14 protein-coding genes and 2 pseudogenes are annotated in these 17322 nt (G+C 63.1%); 3 read left to right on the forward strand and 13 right to left on the reverse strand.

The features are described from left to right. Positions 1-55 precede the first annotated feature (55 nt). The 3 genes from B2D37_RS14585 to B2D37_RS14590 all read left to right on the forward strand — a co-directional run bounded on the left by B2D37_RS14585 (position 56) and on the right by B2D37_RS14590 (position 1789). Positions 56-841, forward strand: coding sequence for a hypothetical protein (locus B2D37_RS14585; RefSeq protein WP_256573084.1), 786 nt, complete (start codon positions 56-58; stop codon positions 839-841). A gap of 92 nt (positions 842-933) precedes the next feature. Next, complete coding sequence (locus B2D37_RS23750) at positions 934-1179, forward strand: hypothetical protein (protein ID WP_256573085.1); 246 nt, start codon at positions 934-936, stop codon at positions 1177-1179. Then, positions 1157-1789 carry a CatB-related O-acetyltransferase gene (locus tag B2D37_RS14590; RefSeq protein WP_079203365.1) on the forward strand — a complete coding sequence of 211 codons (633 nt, stop codon included), beginning with the start codon at positions 1157-1159 and terminating at the stop codon, positions 1787-1789. The genes B2D37_RS23750 and B2D37_RS14590 overlap by 23 nt, the downstream gene beginning before the upstream one ends. Here B2D37_RS14590 and B2D37_RS14595 read toward each other — a convergent pair. From B2D37_RS14595 to glnE, 13 genes and pseudogenes are all read right to left on the reverse strand, one after another. After that, a pseudogene (locus B2D37_RS14595) lies at positions 1768-2651 on the reverse strand (glycosyltransferase). The gene B2D37_RS14590 and the pseudogene B2D37_RS14595 overlap by 22 nt on opposite strands. Positions 2652-2660: 9 nt before the next feature. Next, the gene (locus B2D37_RS14600; protein ID WP_079203366.1) at positions 2661-3614 is read right to left on the reverse strand and encodes a glycosyltransferase; all 954 of its coding nucleotides are present in this window, start codon (positions 3612-3614) and stop codon (positions 2661-2663) included. Further along, positions 3611-4534: a glycosyltransferase family 2 protein gene (locus B2D37_RS14605; RefSeq protein ID WP_079203367.1), complete on the reverse strand. Its 924-nt coding sequence runs from the start codon at positions 4532-4534 to the stop codon at positions 3611-3613. Before B2D37_RS14605 ends, B2D37_RS14600 begins: the two co-directional genes overlap by 4 nt. Next, positions 4518-6275 carry a carbamoyltransferase gene (locus B2D37_RS14610; RefSeq protein ID WP_079203368.1) on the reverse strand — a complete coding sequence of 586 codons (1758 nt, stop codon included), beginning with the start codon at positions 6273-6275 and terminating at the stop codon, positions 4518-4520. Before B2D37_RS14610 ends, B2D37_RS14605 begins: the two co-directional genes overlap by 17 nt. A gap of 11 nt (positions 6276-6286) precedes the next feature. Then, positions 6287-7752: pseudogene (locus B2D37_RS14615) on the reverse strand (lipopolysaccharide kinase InaA family protein). Then, the gene (locus B2D37_RS14620) at positions 7749-8495 is read right to left on the reverse strand and encodes a lipopolysaccharide kinase InaA family protein (protein WP_079203369.1); all 747 of its coding nucleotides are present in this window, start codon (positions 8493-8495) and stop codon (positions 7749-7751) included. Before B2D37_RS14620 ends, B2D37_RS14615 begins: the two are co-directional and overlap by 4 nt. After that, on the reverse strand, positions 8492-9229 hold the full coding sequence (locus B2D37_RS14625; RefSeq protein WP_079203370.1) for a lipopolysaccharide kinase InaA family protein: 738 nt from the start codon (positions 9227-9229) through the stop codon (positions 8492-8494). The genes B2D37_RS14620 and B2D37_RS14625 overlap by 4 nt, the downstream gene beginning before the upstream one ends. Then, positions 9222-10070 (reverse strand): lipopolysaccharide core heptose(I) kinase RfaP, encoded by an 849-nt coding sequence (rfaP, locus tag B2D37_RS14630; RefSeq protein ID WP_079203371.1) that lies wholly within the window; start codon positions 10068-10070, stop codon positions 9222-9224. Before rfaP ends, B2D37_RS14625 begins: the two co-directional genes overlap by 8 nt. Next, positions 10067-11188: a glycosyltransferase family 4 protein gene (locus B2D37_RS14635; protein ID WP_079203372.1), complete on the reverse strand. Its 1122-nt coding sequence runs from the start codon at positions 11186-11188 to the stop codon at positions 10067-10069. The genes rfaP and B2D37_RS14635 overlap by 4 nt, the downstream gene beginning before the upstream one ends. 61 nt (positions 11189-11249) lie before the next feature. Continuing rightward, entirely contained in the window at positions 11250-12251 is a 1002-nt protein-coding gene (gene waaC, locus B2D37_RS14640) for a lipopolysaccharide heptosyltransferase I (RefSeq protein ID WP_079203373.1), read from the reverse strand. Then, a complete protein-coding gene (gene waaF, locus B2D37_RS14645; RefSeq protein WP_079203374.1) occupies positions 12251-13294 on the reverse strand; it encodes a lipopolysaccharide heptosyltransferase II in 1044 nt (347 codons plus the stop codon). Before waaF ends, waaC begins: the two co-directional genes overlap by 1 nt. Before the next feature lie 82 nt (positions 13295-13376). Continuing rightward, positions 13377-14300, reverse strand: coding sequence for a branched-chain amino acid transaminase (locus B2D37_RS14650; protein ID WP_079203375.1), 924 nt, complete (start codon positions 14298-14300; stop codon positions 13377-13379). Positions 14301-14371: 71 nt separating this feature from the next. Continuing rightward, positions 14372-17317: a bifunctional [glutamate--ammonia ligase]-adenylyl-L-tyrosine phosphorylase/[glutamate--ammonia-ligase] adenylyltransferase gene (glnE, locus tag B2D37_RS14655; protein WP_079203376.1), complete on the reverse strand. Its 2946-nt coding sequence runs from the start codon at positions 17315-17317 to the stop codon at positions 14372-14374. Positions 17318-17322: the final 5 nt, after the last annotated feature.

Genomic DNA, 17322 nt, shown 5'->3' on the forward strand with positions numbered 1-17322 from the left:
ACGCCTGTCAGACTGGATAATCGCTTATCTACTGCCCATCGGTTGGCTGGTATTATTGACCGGCATGTTCTGGAGCGGCGACCGCACGCTCTACACTAAGCTGTACTACGCCCTGCTGGCCGCACCGACCCTGCTCGCCTTGATGCTGCAGCCGAGGCTGCTGAAGAGGTTATTGCGCAACCCGCTGATCCTCACATTCATCGTTTTTGGCTGTTACACCGTGCTCAGCCTGCTGTGGTCGGACACCGATAACAAATTCAGCTCACTGGTCAAGCGCCCCCTGTACGTCCTGATGCTCTTCCTCGGCGTCGGTCTACTCGCGCTCAAGTCGCCACAACGCCTGAGCACACTGCTGCTGCTCGCGGGAATCATCGCCGCAGGCAGTGGCGCACTGTCATTTGCCTACTTTTTGTACAGCACAGGCGGTGCGGGACGCTTCAGCGGATACGGCGCGTTATTCAACCCACTGCTAAGCGCCCATGTCTATGGCTTCTTTTCTGCATTCTGGCTGGCCACCTGGTTCACCCGAGTGGATGCGCACAGCAATGCGGCATTGCCAGTCCTGCTGCTGCTTGTGCTCGGCGTGGTGCTACTGAGCACCGGGTCGCGCACGCCTTTATTGGCACTGTCGCTGACCTTGATCTGGCTGGCCGCGACCCATGCCAGTCGGCGTAGCCTGATCGCGGGTGCCTGCGCGATTGTGCTGGCCGCCGGATTGTTGCTGCTGTTCCCGGAGTCACTGCTGCAACGTGGTCTTTCCTACCGCCCTGAAATCTGGTTTGGCGCCTTGCAACTTGCCGCTGATAGCCCTGGTTCGGCCACGGTTTCGACCACACCCTGAGCATTGCGCTGCAAACCAAGAGCCTTACGTTCAACGACCCGCACAATATCGAACTGGCGGTACTACTCTCGGGCGGGCTGACTGGCCTGCTCATGTGGATCAGCCTCTACGCAATCATGTTTCTGTTCGCCTGGCGCAACCGCCATACCCCCTTAGTGATGATCGCATCGGCACTGGTGGTATACGGATTGGGAGCCGGCCTGACCGAGGGCCGAGGTTACCTGTCCCGCCCCAATGAGCACTGGTTCCTGATCTGGATCCCCATATCACTGCTGACGGCCGCTCTATTCATCTCGCCAAGTGGAAGCACCGCACATGCGCCTGTTGAAAAGACTTGAACAACGCCTGCGAAAGCTCTGGAAAGGCTGGCGCGGCAAATCCGCTGAGCCGCGTTTCTATCGCGCCCAAAGCCGTTTTCGTGAGCGCTATCCGCTCTACCGGATAGGCTTGGGTAGCTACGGTATGCCGGTGGTACACGACTGGAGCGAGGGCAGTACGCTACATATCGGCAGCTACTGCTCCATTGCCGCTAATGTGCAGATATTTCTTGGCGGGCAACATCGAATCGACTGGGTAAGTAGTTACCCCTTCCCAGCGTACCTGCCTGAAGCAGCCCATATCGAGGGATTCGGCGGAACCCGCGGCGATGTAGTGATCGGCAGTGACGTATGGCTGTGCTCGAACTGCACGATCCTCTCGGGAGTGAACGTAGGTCACGGAGCCGTGGTGGCCAGCAGCGCGGTGGTCACTCAAGATATAGCGCCTTACTCCGTAGTGGCCGGCAACCCGGCACGCCACGTTCGCTGGCGCTTCGACGAAGATACGCGCACCGCGCTGCTCGAGAGTGCTTGGTGGGAGTGGCCAGAAGAAGAAATACGACACATAGTCGAAAAGCTCTGCAGCAACGACATAGCAGCGTTTCTAGCTTACGCCCGATCACGCCCCTGAGCCGGTAAAAGCAGACGACAGAGCCCGCGCAGGGTCTTTCGATTCCAATGGCGCACCGGCAATTCGGCCAATAACTCACGCGCCAACGCCTTGTCCAAACGCGCGCATTTGAGCAACATCGAATTGCGGTAGTTGGCGCAGACTTGGGCATAGGCAGGATGGTCGCTGAAGCGCGCATAGGTACGTAACACGTTATCCACCATGAAGCGGTAGTTCTTGTAGGTGTTGCTGCCATGTACGCGATAGAGCGCCAGTACCTCCGCCAGCACGTCGATGACGTAGCCGGCGCGGGTAATCTTCAGCTCGATCATCAGGTCTTCCAGGCGAACTTCCGGATCGAAACCGCCTACCCGCTCAAGCGCTTCGCGCCGGAACAGCAGGGTCGGTGCCGGAGCGCCGGGTTTTCGATGCAGAAATACATCCTCGAAATCCAGCCGCCGCGACGGCAAATCGCGCCCCCCCCCAGCGGTAGCCCCGCCGCATCGATGCTGCGGATAGCGCCGGCACAGATGCCCACCTCGGGACGATCCGCCAGGTGGGCGACCTGGAGAGCCAGCCTCTCGGGCAACATGATGTCATCCGAACCAAAAGGCGCAATCAGACTGCCTTTCGCCCGTGCGATCACCTCATTCAGGGTTCGCGACAAACCCTGGTTCGCCTGCACGCGAAAATCAAAGCCATGTACCCGCTGTAAAGCCTCGATCCGGGCAACGCTGTCATCGCTGGAGCCATCATCCACAACGAGCAGTTCAACACTGGAATAGCTTTGCGCCAGCACGCTGAGGATACTGGCCTCGATGTAATGCGCATGGTTGTAAGACGCAATGATCACGCTGACCAAAGGCTGCTGATTACTGGACATGGGAGTGTCTCAAAACGGTGATAGCCGCGACCACAGTGTCCGCCAGGCTGAAATGGCAACCGGCAACGGCGGCTTGCCAAGCTCATCAGCAAGTCGCCTGGCCAGTTGAGGATGTGCTACATGCTGCTCGACGAAACAGCGCCCATTGTCCGCGATGCCTTGCGCCCAGGCGGGATCGCGACGCAGCCGCTGCAAATGGCCACGCAACTCCTGGATACTGGAGTACAGCAACAGGTGATGACCATCCTGCAAGCCGATGACCTCTTCCTCGCGCCCCTGACGCCAGGCCAGCAGGACACAACCACAGGCCATCGCCTCGAAGTTCTTGGCCATGTACTCTCCCAGGCCGACATCGGCGCTGACGAAGAAACTAATCCGATTGAGCATCTTCCGATAGGGCTCACCCGGTTCAGTGCGCAGCACCTGCAATGGCTCATTGGCGGCGAACTGCTCCAACAGCGCCTTGCGCTGCGTGTATGCCGCACTACCGGTACGCCCGATAAAGCCCAACTCGATATCGCGCTCGCCTGCCTCAGCGAAGATCATGGCCGGATCGTAGCCCTTAGGGATGAAACTGACAGCAAAGCCTTCCGCTGCCAGTTGCTCGGCGACGTCAGCGCCGGTTACGACGACCCGCGCATTGGGCAGGGCACGGTAAAAGCGACTGAAGCGGCCGCGCCAACGAGAGCCATGCAGATAATTCTGGCAGGCGTCCTCCTCATAGATCAACAGGCCGGGCAAGCTCTGGAGAAACCCGGCCTGGCGACAGATGTGCTTGAAGTGCAGGTCAAGCAGGATGCGCTGATAACGAGAGAGGTCGATACCACGCAGAGTACCGCGTAAATCGCGCTGGGCCTGCTTATCCAGCACCCGTAGATCAAGCTCAACGTGCTGCCCCAGGTGCTGGAAAACGCTCGAAAAATCGGGTTCTCGGCGGGCCGAGCTCAGCGCCAGGACCTTCATCTAGCCGCGCCCAACCACAGGCGCAAGGCCTTGCGCGCATAAGAGCCCTTGAACAGCACCTGCCAATCCACCTTCACCGCGGCAGTGAAGTAAGACTTGGCCGTCGTCACATCGCCGGCCAGGTAGGCGCTGCGGAACAATGACAGGCAGCGCTGTACATAGAACTCAGGTTTCAGCGACTGGAAGCGAGCATCCAGCCGCTGCGGGGCAAACACCTCATCGACCAGCGCCAGGCCGCCGGCCTTGGCGTGGCTGAACTGGTGGCGCAGGCTGTCGTCGTGCTTGTGGATCAGCGCCAGCGGCTGCTCCAGCAGGGTACAGGGGTAATTGGCCAGGGCCTGAGCGAACACCGGGATATCCTCGGCGCTGCGAAACGCCTCGGGGTAGTTACCGCGCGTGAACACGTCGCGGTGCATGGCACAAGCACCATTGGACAGGGCCAGGCGCTTGTCCAGCAGATAGGCGCGCAAGCGCGCAAGCGGCTGCTCGGGCAAGGCGGCGGGTTTGTGTTCCCGGCGGTTGCCATCAGCAGACACGGCGATATGCCCGCCAATCACCATGCGCGTCTGCGGCTGCGCAGCCAGATGCGCGCTCAGCGCCGCCAGGGCTGCGGGGGCCAATTCGTCATCGGCATCGAGAAAGATCAGGTAGTCACCTGCAGTCTCGCGAAGGCCCAGGTTGCGCGCCGAGGAGGCACCACCGTTGCTCTTGTGGACGATGCGAAAACGTCCGGACTGAGCCGCCAGCGACTCAGCAAGCACCTGCTGGGTGTCATCCGTTGAACCATCATCGATGACGACCAGTTCGGCAGATGCCTCATCCAGCTGCGCCAGCACCGACTCCACCGCACGCGGTAACACCACCGCGTAGTTGTACGTGGAAATGACGACGCTAAGCAGCGGCTTAGCCAACATTTTCATGCCAGTCCATGCCGTCCTTCACCACCAGGATGTCTTCCATGATCAGGTACTGCAGATCCGAGCCATAGAACATGTCTAACGCATCCTTAGGCGAGCAGATCATCGGTTCGCCACGGCGATTCAGCGAGGTGTTCAGCGACACACCGTTGCCGGTGAGTTTTTCCAGTTCGAGCATCATGTCGTAGTAGCGCGGGTTGTATTCGCGCTTGAGCACCTGAGCGCGCGAGGTGCCGTCTTCGTGGACCACTTCGCTGACGCGGCTCTTCCACTCTTCGTTGACTTCGAAGGTGAAGGTCATGAACGGCGACGGGTGATCAACCTTGAGCATCTGCGGGCCGACGGTGTCGAGCATCGACGGGCAGAAGGGCCGCCAGCGCTCGCGGAACTTGATCTGTTCGTTGATCCGATTGGCCACCCCGGGAATGCTCGGACAACCGATGATCGAGCGGCCGCCAAGGGCGCGCGGGCCGAATTCCATGCGCCCCTGAAACCAGGCCACCGGGTTGCCCGCGACCATGATCTCGGCGATGCGCTGCGGCATGTTGTCGATCTGCTTGAATGCAGGCTTGCTCGGGTGCTTGGCGCAGGCGGCAATCACGTCTTCATTGGAGAAGGACGGGCCGAGGTAAACATGCTCCATCTTCTCCACCGGCACGCCGCGGGCATGCGACACATAGGCGGCAGCGCCCACCGCAGTGCCGGCGTCGCCGGAAGCGGGCTGAACGAACAGCTCCTTGACCTCGTCGCGGGCGATGATCTTCTGGTTGAGCTTGACGTTCAGTGCGCAGCCGCCGGCGAAGGCGAGCTTGCCGGTTTCCTTGAGGATGTCACCCAGGTAGTAATCCATCATCTGCAGCGCCAGCTTCTCGAACAGCGCCTGCATGCTGGCCGCATAGTGGATGTAGGGATCGTCGGCAATGTCGCCTTCGCGCTTGGGGCCCAGCCACTCGATCAACTTGGGCGAGAAGTAGAAGCCCTTGCCCTTCTCTTTATAACGACGCAGGCCGATGACGTTGGCGTACTCGGTGTTAATGATCAGCTCACCGTTCTCGAACTTGGCCAACCGGGAGAAGTCGTACTTGCTGGCGTCGCCGTAGGGCGCCATGCCCATGACCTTGAACTCGCCATCGAGCATCTCGAAACCGAGGAACTCGGTGATCGCGCCGTACAGGCCACCGAGCGAATCCGGATCGAAGAACTCCTTGATCTTGTGGATCTTGCCGTTCTCGCCGTAGCCGAAGAAGGTGGTGGCGTACTCGCCCTTGCCGTCGATGCCGAGGATCGCAGTCTTTTCCTTGAACCCGGAGCAGTGGTAGGCGCTGGAGGCGTGGGCCAGGTGGTGTTCGACCGGCTCGATCTTGATCTTCTTCGGATCGAAGCCGAGTTGCTCCAGGCACCAGACGATCTTGTTGCGGTAGCGCTTGTAGCGGCGATTACCCATCAGGATGGCGTCGAGCGCCCGGTCCGGGGCGTACCAGTAGCGCTTGGCGTACTTCCAGCGGGCTTCGCCGAACAGACTGATCGGGGCGAAGGGAATCGCCACCACATCGACGTCGCTCGGTTTGATGCCGGCCTGCTCCAGGCAGAACTTGGCCGACTCATAGGGCATGCGGTTCTTCGCGTGTTTGTCGCGCACGAAGCGCTCTTCTTCGGCGGCCGCGATCAACTTGCCGTCGATATACAGGGCGGCGGAAGGATCGTGACTGAGAGCGCCGGACAGGCCAAGAATCGTCAGTGCCACAGGTGAAACCTCTATTCAGGGCAGGTGCCGGGCACCTGCGGTAAACGTTCGTCAAGCAGCTGGAACAGCCTTGAGTCGGCCGGCCAGTTGCGCAGAAAGCGGGCGCGGTCACGAGCATAGGCCCGGGCGAAACGCTGCGTGCTCTGGTGTTGCTGCATGGCATCCAGATCGATCAGGGTCCAGCGACCGTTCTGCCAGAGCAGATTGCTGCCCTTGAAATCGCCATGACTGATGCGCTCGCGCAGCAGGGCCGCGAACAGCAGATCCAGTGCCTGGAGTTCGGCCTCGGGCGGCGAAGTGGCCGCGCCCGACGCGTCCAGGCAGGGTTTAAAGCGCGCGATTATATCCTCACCGGCCGCGTATTCGGTAATCAGATAGGCTCGCCGCCGCAGCCACAGGGTGCGCAGCTCCAGCAGAGCCAGCGGTTTTGGCGTGGCGATGCCGAGAAAATCCAGGCGATTGCCTGCGCGCCAACTGTGCCAGGCGCGGCTGGGCCGCCAGAAACGCTTGAGCCAATGGGCGAAGCCCTTGATGTTGTAGCGCTTGACCACCAGTTGGCGGCCAGCCTGCTCGACCAGCGCCACCGTCGACGTGCCACCCAGCTTGAGCGTCTGACCAGCAGCGATGGCCGCATCTGGATCGGCCAGCAATGCCGCCAATCCGCTTTCATCCTGACGCCGCACCACCCGCAGGACCGATGCACCGCGGCGCGCGCTGAACAGAGTGCAGTCGCGGCCGATCTTGCGCAGGTAGTCGCGCAGGCGCCAGCGGCGAACCTTGCCAACCTCCTTGAGCAATGCCTCCACCGGCAGGGCATGTTCGCCATTGACCAGCAGGTAATGCACCAGCAGCTCTTCGATATAGGCATCCAGGCTGGCCGGCAATTGACCGAAGAATACCCCGAGATTTTCCAGCACCTTGTTGCGCGACAGTGGCTGGCCGGGCGTTTCGCCACGCACGCCGCCGCCATCGATCACCTGCAGTTGGCCGTCATGACGCAGCAGGTTGTCCAGGTGCAGGTCAGCCTGCCAGAGCCCCTGGCCGTGCAACCGGGCAATCAGTTCCAGGGCCTCGCCAAGTACGGTTTGCTGGCCAGCGGACAGCAGTGGCTGCCCTTCGACCGCGCGCCAGGCTTCCCCAGGCTTTGCGCATTATCGAGGTACTCGAACAACAGCCAGCCGCCCTCGCCTTCACGTAGACCATCGGCCAACAGCAGCGGCGTCGGCAAGCCCTGCCCGGCGAACAGGCGGGCGCCATCGAGCTCACGGCGGAAGGCGCGCGCCGCCTTGTCGCCCACCAACAGCTTGGCCAGTACCTTGCGCCCACGCCATTCGGCCACGCCGACATAGCGCTGCCCAGGCAGCACGCGTAGCAGTTGTTGCAGCCCCAGGGTGGCTGGGCCGGCAGCATCCGCCAGCTCGATATGCAGCGGCAACGGCGGGCTGCGTCCGCTCCGACTCAACTCAGCAAGGGTCAAGGGCGTGCCTCCTTGTTACGCCGGCGGCTACCGAGGCGTTGCCACCAGTGTTCGACATCAGCGTCCGCCCCCAGGTAGGCGGCCAGCAACTGGCGCGCCTCGCTCTCGCTCCAGAGGCTGGCGCGGCGCAGCAGCGGCTCCAGGTCCTTGATCCGATCTCGCTCGCCGAACAGCAGCGGTCGGGTCTTTTCCAGGTCGATCAATTGCGCACTGAATGCGTCGGCGTTTTGCTTGAGGAAAATATGCTTGGGGTAGAAGCAGCCATGCATCTGCCCGGCGTCATGCAGACGCCGCGCCAGTACGCCGCAACTGCGCAGAATGCTCGTGCGCTCGCCCTCGGCGCGCTCCTGCCAACTGCCCAGCAGCGCCTCCAGATCCTGCCAGCCATCCAGGGCGCGGGTCAGCAGAATCGCCCGGCGCTCACCCGCGACCCGGCGCTCGGCGAAAAACGCCGCCTGCAATGCCGGAATACCCAGCTGCTGGTAGCGCTGGATATTGCGAAACTCACGGGTAAAAGTCGGCTCCCCCTGCGGACAGGTCAGTCGGCGGGTCAGGTGATTGCTCTGGCGCTTGAGATAGAACGCAGCCTCGCCCAGGTCCAGGCGATAGACACTGCTCCAGCCGCCGCGCTCGGTATTCGGTTCGTCCACCGCCTCCAGCTTGAGCGCCCAGAGCGCGTCATAATTGGCCAGGCCGTGGCGCTCGAGCAGTTCACGATCCTGCTCAGCGATAAAATCCTTCATTCGCGGCCCTCGAAATAGCCCACGATCTGCCGCACACGGCGCTTGTCTGCCGCATTCAGGCGCTGTCGACCGCGGTATTGCAGATAAAAACGCAGGCGCTGGGTGCGCGATAACGTGTATTTGGCCACCTTGTCCAGGCAGGCCAGGTCCTTGACGATGCGATAACGCAACAACGGCCCCCACCAGAAGGCACCCGTCGGGCAATCGATGAGAAACAGCTCGGACTGATTGTTGACCAGCACGTTGCGCCACTTCAGGTCGTTATGGGTGAAGTGATGGTCATGCAGGGCACGGGTCGCGGCGGCCAGTTGCTGGCTGACGCGCGCCACCCAGGTACGGTCGCGCAGGCAGGCCGCATCGCGTTGCGCCAACTGCGCCATGTCCTCGGTGTCGACCAGCTCGCGGGTAATCAGCGCGCCACGCACGAAAGCGCCCGCCTTGCGCTCCAGCCCGTAGGCGACGATGGGCGCCGTGGCGATGCCCCACTTGGCAAAATACTTGAGATTCTGCCATTCGGCCTTGACCCGCGGCCGCCCGATAAAGCGGCGCAAACCCTTGCCGGCGCCGTGATAGCGTTTGACGTAGTAGCGCACGCCCTCGCACTCGACGCGAAGCACCTCGGACAGCGGGTCGCGCGTGATGCGCTCGCCTTGCAGGGCGAATACCGTCTCCAGATCGGCAAAGGCAGCCGCCACTCGCGGCGACGCCTCTTCGCTCAGCCGCCACTTACTCATGACCGGCACCTGGTGCGTATTTGCGCGCATAGCGGGCCAGTAACTGGTCCGCTTTGCGCTGCAGCCAGGCCAACAGCCGCGCCTCATCGCGCAGAATCTGCCGCAGCGGCAGCGGATTCTGGGGTTGCTGGCCCTGCACGGCAGCAAAATAGCCCTTGAGAAAGCGCAGCTTGTCGCGCCGGGTCAGGCCGATATTCAGGGCCGAGAAGTACAGTCCGGCCAGGTCTTTGTTACGCCAGCGTAACGGCAACCTGGCGTGGATCTGCGCACGGTGCAGATCGATCAGTGACAGGCGGAAATCGGTTGCGCTAACCGGCTTATCGGTGTGCAGCAGGAAGTGGCAGATATAGCAGTCGCGATGATTGACTCCGGCGCGGTGCATGCTGCCGGTCATCTGCGCCACTGTGGCGATCAGTGCGCGCTTGAGCGCAGGCGCGGGCGGGTTCTGCGGCCAGTCGAGGCTGAAGTCTTCCAGGCTGACGGTCGGCGCCAGCTCCTCGGTGACGATAAAGGAATGCTGCCGTGCTGGGTTGCTGCCGCGCTCGCCATAGGCCACCGCGGTCATGGTCGCCACGCCGGCTTCATGCAAGCGCTGGATCGCCCGCCACTCCTGCCCCGCGCCGAGTACCGGCAGCTTGGCGGTGAGCAGGTTCTTGACGATCTCGCGCCAACCGATGCCGCGATGGATCTTGACGAAGTAACCACGCCCGGCCACTTCGGTGCGCAAGGTGCGGCGGCCCTCCAGCTCGCGATAGACCTGGCCTTGCAAGGCCTCCACCGCGGTAAAGACATCCTTGCCGGCCCACAGGGTTTTGAACGGCTCGCTGAGCAGCAGTTTCATGGGCGCCCCGCCAGGATCACATCGGCGGCCTTCTGCGGCATGGAATAGAGGTCAGCGCAGTCGGCATAGGCCAGGCCGTTACGCCCCCAGAATGCACGGCGCTGATCGTCGGCCAGCATGTCGGCCAGGGTGTGATTGAGCCGTTCCTGCGCGAAGGGGCTCGGCAGCACCCGCCCGGCATCCGCGTCGCAAATGTAATGGGCGTAACCGCAGACATCGGTGACCAGTACCGGCAGGCCTGCGACCAGCGCTTCGAGCAACACGGTGCCGGTGTTTTCGTTGTAGGCCGGGTGGATCAGCAGGTCGGCGCCGAGCAGGAAACGCGGGATATCGCTGCGGCCCTTGAGGATCTGCACCTGCTCGGAAATCCCCAGGGTCTTGATCTGCAGGAGGAACGCCGTGGGGTCGTCCTGGCCGATGACGATCAGCCGGGTGCGCTTGCGCAGCTCGCGCGGCAGGGCGGCGACGGCTTTCAGGCTACGGTCCAGCCCCTTGGTCTTGAACCCGGAACCGATCTGCACCAGCAACAGCTGGTCATCCGCCAGGCCGAATTCGCGGCGGAACTCGGCGCGAATCTCGGCGGCATTGGCCGGCGCGCGGCGGTCTTGGGCGATGCCCGGCGGCAGCAGGTGAAAGCGCTGCAGCGGGGTGTGGTAATGCTTGATGAACAATGGCTGCTGCACCTCGGAGATCATCAGAATCGAGGTCGCAGATTCCGGCGCGAACACCGCCCGCTCGTAGTCGGCGAAATGCTTGTAACGGCCCCACATGCGGTAAATCGGATTGCGCAGGGTTTGCGCCTTGTCCTCGAAACAACCGTCGGCGGCGTAATACACATCCAACCCCGGCATCTTGTTGAAACCGATCACCCGGTCTACCGGGCGCCTGGCCAGGTCAGCCTCGACCCAGGCCGTGAGCTTCTCGTTGCGCTTATGGTTGAACAGCGCCTTGACCGGCACCACCACCACCTCGAAACCATCAGGCACTTCGCCTTCCCAGATCGGCGTATACACGCGAATCGCATGGCCGCGCTGCTGACACTCCAGGGCGATGCGCAGGAAATCGCGCTGCAAGCCACCAAAGGGAAAATATTTGTAGAGGATAAAAGCCAATTGCATCAGGCGTGCCCTTCAATCGCGTAGCCCGGATGCAACCCGGGAAAAATGCTTGGCACCTGCATCAGACGGCTTCCTCGGACAGCAGCAACGCCTGCAACTCGCTGACCACCCGCTCCGGCAACAGCGTCTCGAAACAGGGCGTGTTGCGGTCGCCCGAACCGGCCCCTGGGCCCGTGGCGCACAGATGAACCTGGGAACGGCCATAGGCACCCACCCGCCCCGGCAAAGTCGGCCCGTAGAGCGAGAGGGTCGGCACATCCAGGGCCGCGGCCAGATGACCGAGCCCGGTGTCGACCGCCACGCAAGCGCTGGCACCGGCGATGACCTTGGCCACGCCGGCCAGATTCAATTTTGGCAGCAACGCGGCATTGTCCAGGCCGGCGACGATGCGCTCGGCGCGCGCCTTCTCGACCTCGTTGCCCCACGGCAGACGCACCACCCAGCCGAGCGCGCTCATGCGTTCGGCCAGTTCGCGCCAGCAGGCCTCTGGCCAATGCTTGCTCGGCCAGGTGGTGCCGTGCAGGAACAACAGATACGGCTGCTCCACCACACCGGCCAGGCGCGCGCGATTCAGCCCATAGTCGCCAATACCCGCTGGCAGCGGATAGCCCAGCGCCTGGGCGAACAACTGACGCACCCGCTCCAGCGCGTGCTGCTCGCGCGGCACGCTGTAACGGCGGTCATAGAAGCGGCTGGCCAGCGGCTCGCGTGCGGAGTCCGGCGCCAGGCCAGCCACCGGCGCCTTGACGTAACGGCTCAGCCAGGCACTTTTCAGCAAGCCCTGAGCATCGATCACCAAGTCGTAACGGGTTTCGCCAAGACGCTCTTTGAAGCGCCGCCACTCGCCGTTTTTCAGGGTCTGCCAGAGGTGCTTGCGCCAACGGCGGATCGCCACGGGGATCACCTGGGCCACCGCGGGGTGCCAAACGGGAATCTCGGCGAAGCCCTCTTCCACCACCCAGTCGAACTGGATACCGGGTATCGCCCGCGCCGCGTCGGTGAGCGCCGGCAAGGTATGGATGACATCGCCGAGCGAGGACGTCTTGATCAACAGAACCCGCACTATTCGACCTCAACCGGCTCGATCGGATCGGCCACCAGGCGATCCAGCGCCTGCAGCACCGGCCGCGCTGGCAACTCGCGCAGGCAGTTGTAGTGACCGAAGCGGCAGGTGCGGTCGAAGCAGGGACTGCATTCGATGCCCAACCGGACGATCTCCACCTGCTCGGCCAGCGGCGGGGTGAACTGCGGCGAAGTGGAGCCGTAGACCGCCACCAGTGGACGATTGAGCGCGGCGGCCACATGCATCAAGCCCGAGTCGTTGGAGACCACGGCGCCAGCACAGGACAGCAGGTCGATGGCTTCGGCCAGGCTGGTCTCGCCGGCCAGATTCACCGCTTCTTCGCGCAGCCCGGGAATCAGCCGCAGGCGGATTTCTTCACCCACCGGGTGATCGTTCTTCGAGCCGAACAGCCAGACCTGCCAGCCGGTACGGATCTTCGCCTCGGCGACCTGGGCGTAATGCTCGCTCGGCCAGCGCTTGGCTTCACCGAACTCGGCCCCGGGGCAGAGCGCCAGCACCGGCCGGTCCAGGCTCAGGCCGAACTTGGCCAGCGCCGCCGCACGACTGTCTTCGTCGATGTGCAGGGACGGCCGCGGATAGGGCGTGGGCAGCTCGACGCCCGGTTCAAAGGCGAGCGCCATAAAGCGTTCGATCATCAGCGGGTAGCGTTGTTTATCCAGGACGCGCACATCGTTGAGCAGGCCATAGCGCATCTCGCCCTTCCAGCCGGTGCGCTTGCCGATACCGGCAAAGAACGGCACCAGCGCCGACTTCAGCGAATTAGGCAGCAGAATCGCCTGATCGTACTGACCCGCCAGGGATTTGCCGATCTTGCGCCGGGTCGCCAATTGCAACACGCCATGGCCGAGCGGAAAGCTCAGGGCCTGGCGCACTTCGGGCATGCGCTCGAGAATCGGCCGGCTCCACTCGGGCGCCAGCACGTCGATCGCGCAACCAGGATGACGCTGTTGCAGGCACTGAAACAGCGTCTGCGCCATCACCATGTCACCGACCCAGCTGGGGCCGACAATCAGAATATTCATAGGGGCAGCCTCGAGCCGCAAGCTACAAGACGCAAGCTAAAGCAGCCGGAGCGCTTGCAGCTTGCTACTTGCGGCTTGCTGCTTATTTAACCAGCGTGCGCCATTCGGCATGGTTGCTGGTCTTGCCGGCCACCAGGTCGAAATAGGCTTTTTGCAGTTTCTCGGTCACCGGGCCACGGCGGCCGGCGCCGATCTGCCGGTCATCGACTTCACGGATCGGCGTGACTTCGGCGGCGGTGCCGGTGAAGAAGGCCTCGTCGGCGATGTACACCTCGTCGCGGGTGATGCGCTTCTCGATCACCTGGATGCCCAGCTCGTCGGCCAGGGCCAGGATGGTGTTGCGGGTGATGCCGTTGAGGCAGGAAGTCACTTCCGGGGTGTAGACCACGCCATTCCTGACCAGGAAGATGTTCTCGCCCGAGCCTTCGGCCACATAGCCTTCGGTATCCAGCAGCATGGCCTCGTCGGCGCCGCCGGAGATGGCTTCCTGCAGGGCCAGCATCGAGTTGATGTAGTTGCCGTTGGCCTTGGCCCGAGTCATCGAGATATTGACGTGGTGGCGGGTGAAGGAGCTGGTGCGCACCTTGATCCCGACCTGCAGGGCTTCGTCGCCCATGTAGGCGCCCCAGCTCCAGGCGGCGACTATCACATGCACCTTCAGGCCGCTGGCACGCAGGCCCATGCCTTCCGATCCGTAGAACACCATCGGGCGGATATAGGCGCTATCCAGGTTATTCTCGCGCACGGCGGCGCGGGTCGCCTCGTTGATCTCGTCTTTGCTGAACGGGATCTGCATATTCATGATGTGCGCCGAATCGAACAGGCGATCGGTGTGCGCCTGCAGGCGGAAGATTGCCGCGCCGTCCGGGGTGTCGTAGGCGCGCACGCCCTCGAATACGCCCATGCCGTAATGCAGGGTGTGGGTCAGCACATGAGTAGTCGCGTCACGCCACGGCACCAGTTTGCCGTCATACCAAATCACGCCATCACGATCGGCCATCGACATAGTAGCCTGCTCCTAAAATTCGTTTGCCACACACGGATCTGGGCGCCACACGCGCCCAGCCTCGGAAAAATTCAGTTCAACCCCAGCCCCCGCCAGATGCGCAGCACGCTGCGTCTTTGCTCCTGGAACTGGTCGCCACGCACCACCCCAGGCTGTTTTTGCAATGCCTGGCGATGGGCCGCCGCGCGGTAGACCTTGTAGGCCTCTTGCAGCAGACGGGCATTTTCAGCGGTCAGTAAGCCAATGCGCTCCAGACCTTCCAGAATGCGGATGTTATCGGTGAACGCCAACAGCTCGGGATATTGTCGCGACCAAGCCAAGGCCGCGTATTGCACCATAAATTCAATATCGACGATACCACCGGCATCCTGCTTGAGGTCGAACCAGATCGAGGCCTCGAAGGCATTCGCCGCGGTCCCGGCAGCCGTAGCCCGGGTACCGAGGTTGTCGCGCATCTTCGCGCGCATCTCGCTGACCTCGGCGCGCAACAGGTCGAGATCACGCTCACGACCGAGCACCGCCGCGCGCACCGCCGCGAATGCCTTGCCGACCCGCGGGCAACCGACCAGCACGCGGGCGCGCACCAGGGCCTGGTGCTCCCAGGTCCAGGCTTCGTTTTCCTGATAGCGCTGGAAGGCGCCCAGCGAGCTGACCAACAGGCCCGCTGCCCCCGAGGGCCGCAGGCGCATGTCGACTTCATAGAGCTGGCCGGAGTTGGTCTGGGTGGTCAGCAGGTGGATGATGCGCTGCCCCAGGCGATTGAAAAACTGCGCGCCGTCGATCGGTTTGACGCCATTGGTCTCGCCCTGGGAATCGCCATCGTGGATAAACACCAGATCCAGGTCCGAGCCATGGCCCAGCTCGATCCCGCCGACCTTGCCGTAACCGACAATGATGAAGTCCGGGTCGCACGGGCGGCCATCGGCACGCGGCGGCACCCCATATTTACTGGTGGTCTGCCGCCAGGCCAGGGCCAGCACCTGTTCGAGGATCGCCTCGGCCAGCCAGGTCAGGTAATCGCTGACCTTCATCAACGGCAGGCTGCCGGAGATCTCCGACGCGGCCACGCGCAAGCGGTGCGCCAGCTTGAAGTGGCGCAGCGCCTCCATCTGCTGCTCGAGGTCATCCTCGGGGATGCGCATCAGCCGCTCACGCAACTCGGCGGCCAGCTCCGGCGCCAGCGGCGGCTTGAACAAGCGCCCCTCGTTGAGCAACTCGTCGAGCAATAAAGGAAAGCGGGTTATCTGTTCGGCGATCCAGGGGCTGGCGGCGCACAGGGTCAGCAGGCGCTGCAAGGCGCCGGGATTTTCCGTCAGCAGCACCAGATAGGCCGAGCGCCGCGCCACCGCCTCGATCAGCGGCAGCACCCGCTCCAGAACCAGATCGGGGCTGTCGTGCTCCACCGCCTGCGCCAGCAGCCGCGGCATGAAGGCATCCAGACGCTCACGACCGAGACGCTGCATGGCCCGCACCTGATTACCGCTGCGCAAGTCAGCAAGGCGCCGCCATGCCGACTGCGCCTCGGCGAACCCCGCTTCGGCCAGTTGCCGGCAGGCCGCCGCCTCGTCCTGAACATCGTTCCACAGCGGCAGCCACTCCCCACCGACCACCTCATCATCGGCGGTTTCGGCATCTTCATCCGGGTCGGCGATCACCTGGCGGAAATGCCAGTCGACCCGACCACGCCAGTGCATCAGTTGCTGGTGAAACGCCTGCCAGTCATCGAAGCCAAGCATAAAGGCCACGCGCGCGCGATCCTGGTCGTTATCGGGAAGCATCTGCGTCTGCCGATCGCCGATCGCCTGCAAGGCATGTTCGGTGTAACGCAGGAACTCGTAGCCCTGACGTAATTCGTCGACTGCCGCGGCCGGCAGATACCCCTGCCCTTCAAGCGTGCCGAGCACCTGCAGCAGCGGCCGCAGCTGCAGGCTCAGGTCGCGGCCGCCGTGAATCAGCTGAAAGGCCTGGGCGATAAACTCCACCTCGCGGATGCCGCCGGCGCCGAGCTTGATGTTCTCGGCCACGCCCTTGCGCCGCACTTCCTGCTGGATCAGCTGCTTCATGGTGCGCAGCGCTTCGATCGCGGAAAAATCCAGGTACCGCCGATAGACGAATGGCCGCAACATCTCCAGCAACTGCGCTCCGGCGACCTGATCGCCGCCGACCACCCGCGCCTTGATCATGGCGTAGCGCTCCCAGTCGCGGCCCTGATCCTGGTAGTACTGTTCCAGCGCGTTGAAGCTGAGCACCAGCGAACCCGAGGAGCCATAGGGGCGCAGGCGCATGTCGGTGCGGAAGACGAAGCCGTCGACGGTGATCACGTCCAACGCCTTGATCAGGCGCTGGCCGAGGCGGATGAAGAACTCCTGGTTGTCCAGCGGGCGCTTGACCCCTTCGGTTTCGCCGCCCTCCGGGTAGCCAAAAATCAGGTCGATGTCCGACGACAGGTTCAGTTCAAAGGCGCCCAGCTTGCCCATGCCGAGCACCACCATGTGCTGCGCCTGACCGCTACGTCGACCGATGGGCGTGCCGAACTGCGTGCAATGCCGAGGATAGAGCCAGTGATAGGCCAGATCGATGCAGGCGTCGGCCAGTTCCGAAAGGTCGCGACAGGTTTCGATCAGGTCGGCCTGGCGACTGATGTCGCGCCAGATGATACGCACCTGCTGGCGATTGCGAAAACGCCGCAGGCACCGGCCCAGCTCGTCTTCATCGGCGCAATCGAGCAACGCGGCCGCCAGTTGCCCACGCAATTCACCGGCCTGCAGCGAGCGTTCCAACTCGCCGGAGGCGGCCAACCCCAGGAGCATCTGCGGGTCGCGCTGGGCTTGCTCGACGACGAAATCGCTGGCCGCCGCCACGCGCCGGAGCACCTCGCGACGCGCACTCGGCCAGGCGGCAAAATCGGCCACGGCAGCAGCGCAGCACTCGGCGAAGGCCGTCTGCAAGGACTGTTCGGCACGCAGGGCAAGGGGAGCAAGAGTGGCAGGTAAAGAAGCCAACGCGGGCAGGCTCATGGTCT

Origin of the sequence: Pseudomonas sp. CC6-YY-74 (genome assembly GCF_002025205.1) — a bacterium.
In the GTDB taxonomy this organism is placed as follows: domain Bacteria; phylum Pseudomonadota; class Gammaproteobacteria; order Pseudomonadales; family Pseudomonadaceae; genus Aquipseudomonas; species Aquipseudomonas paeninsulae.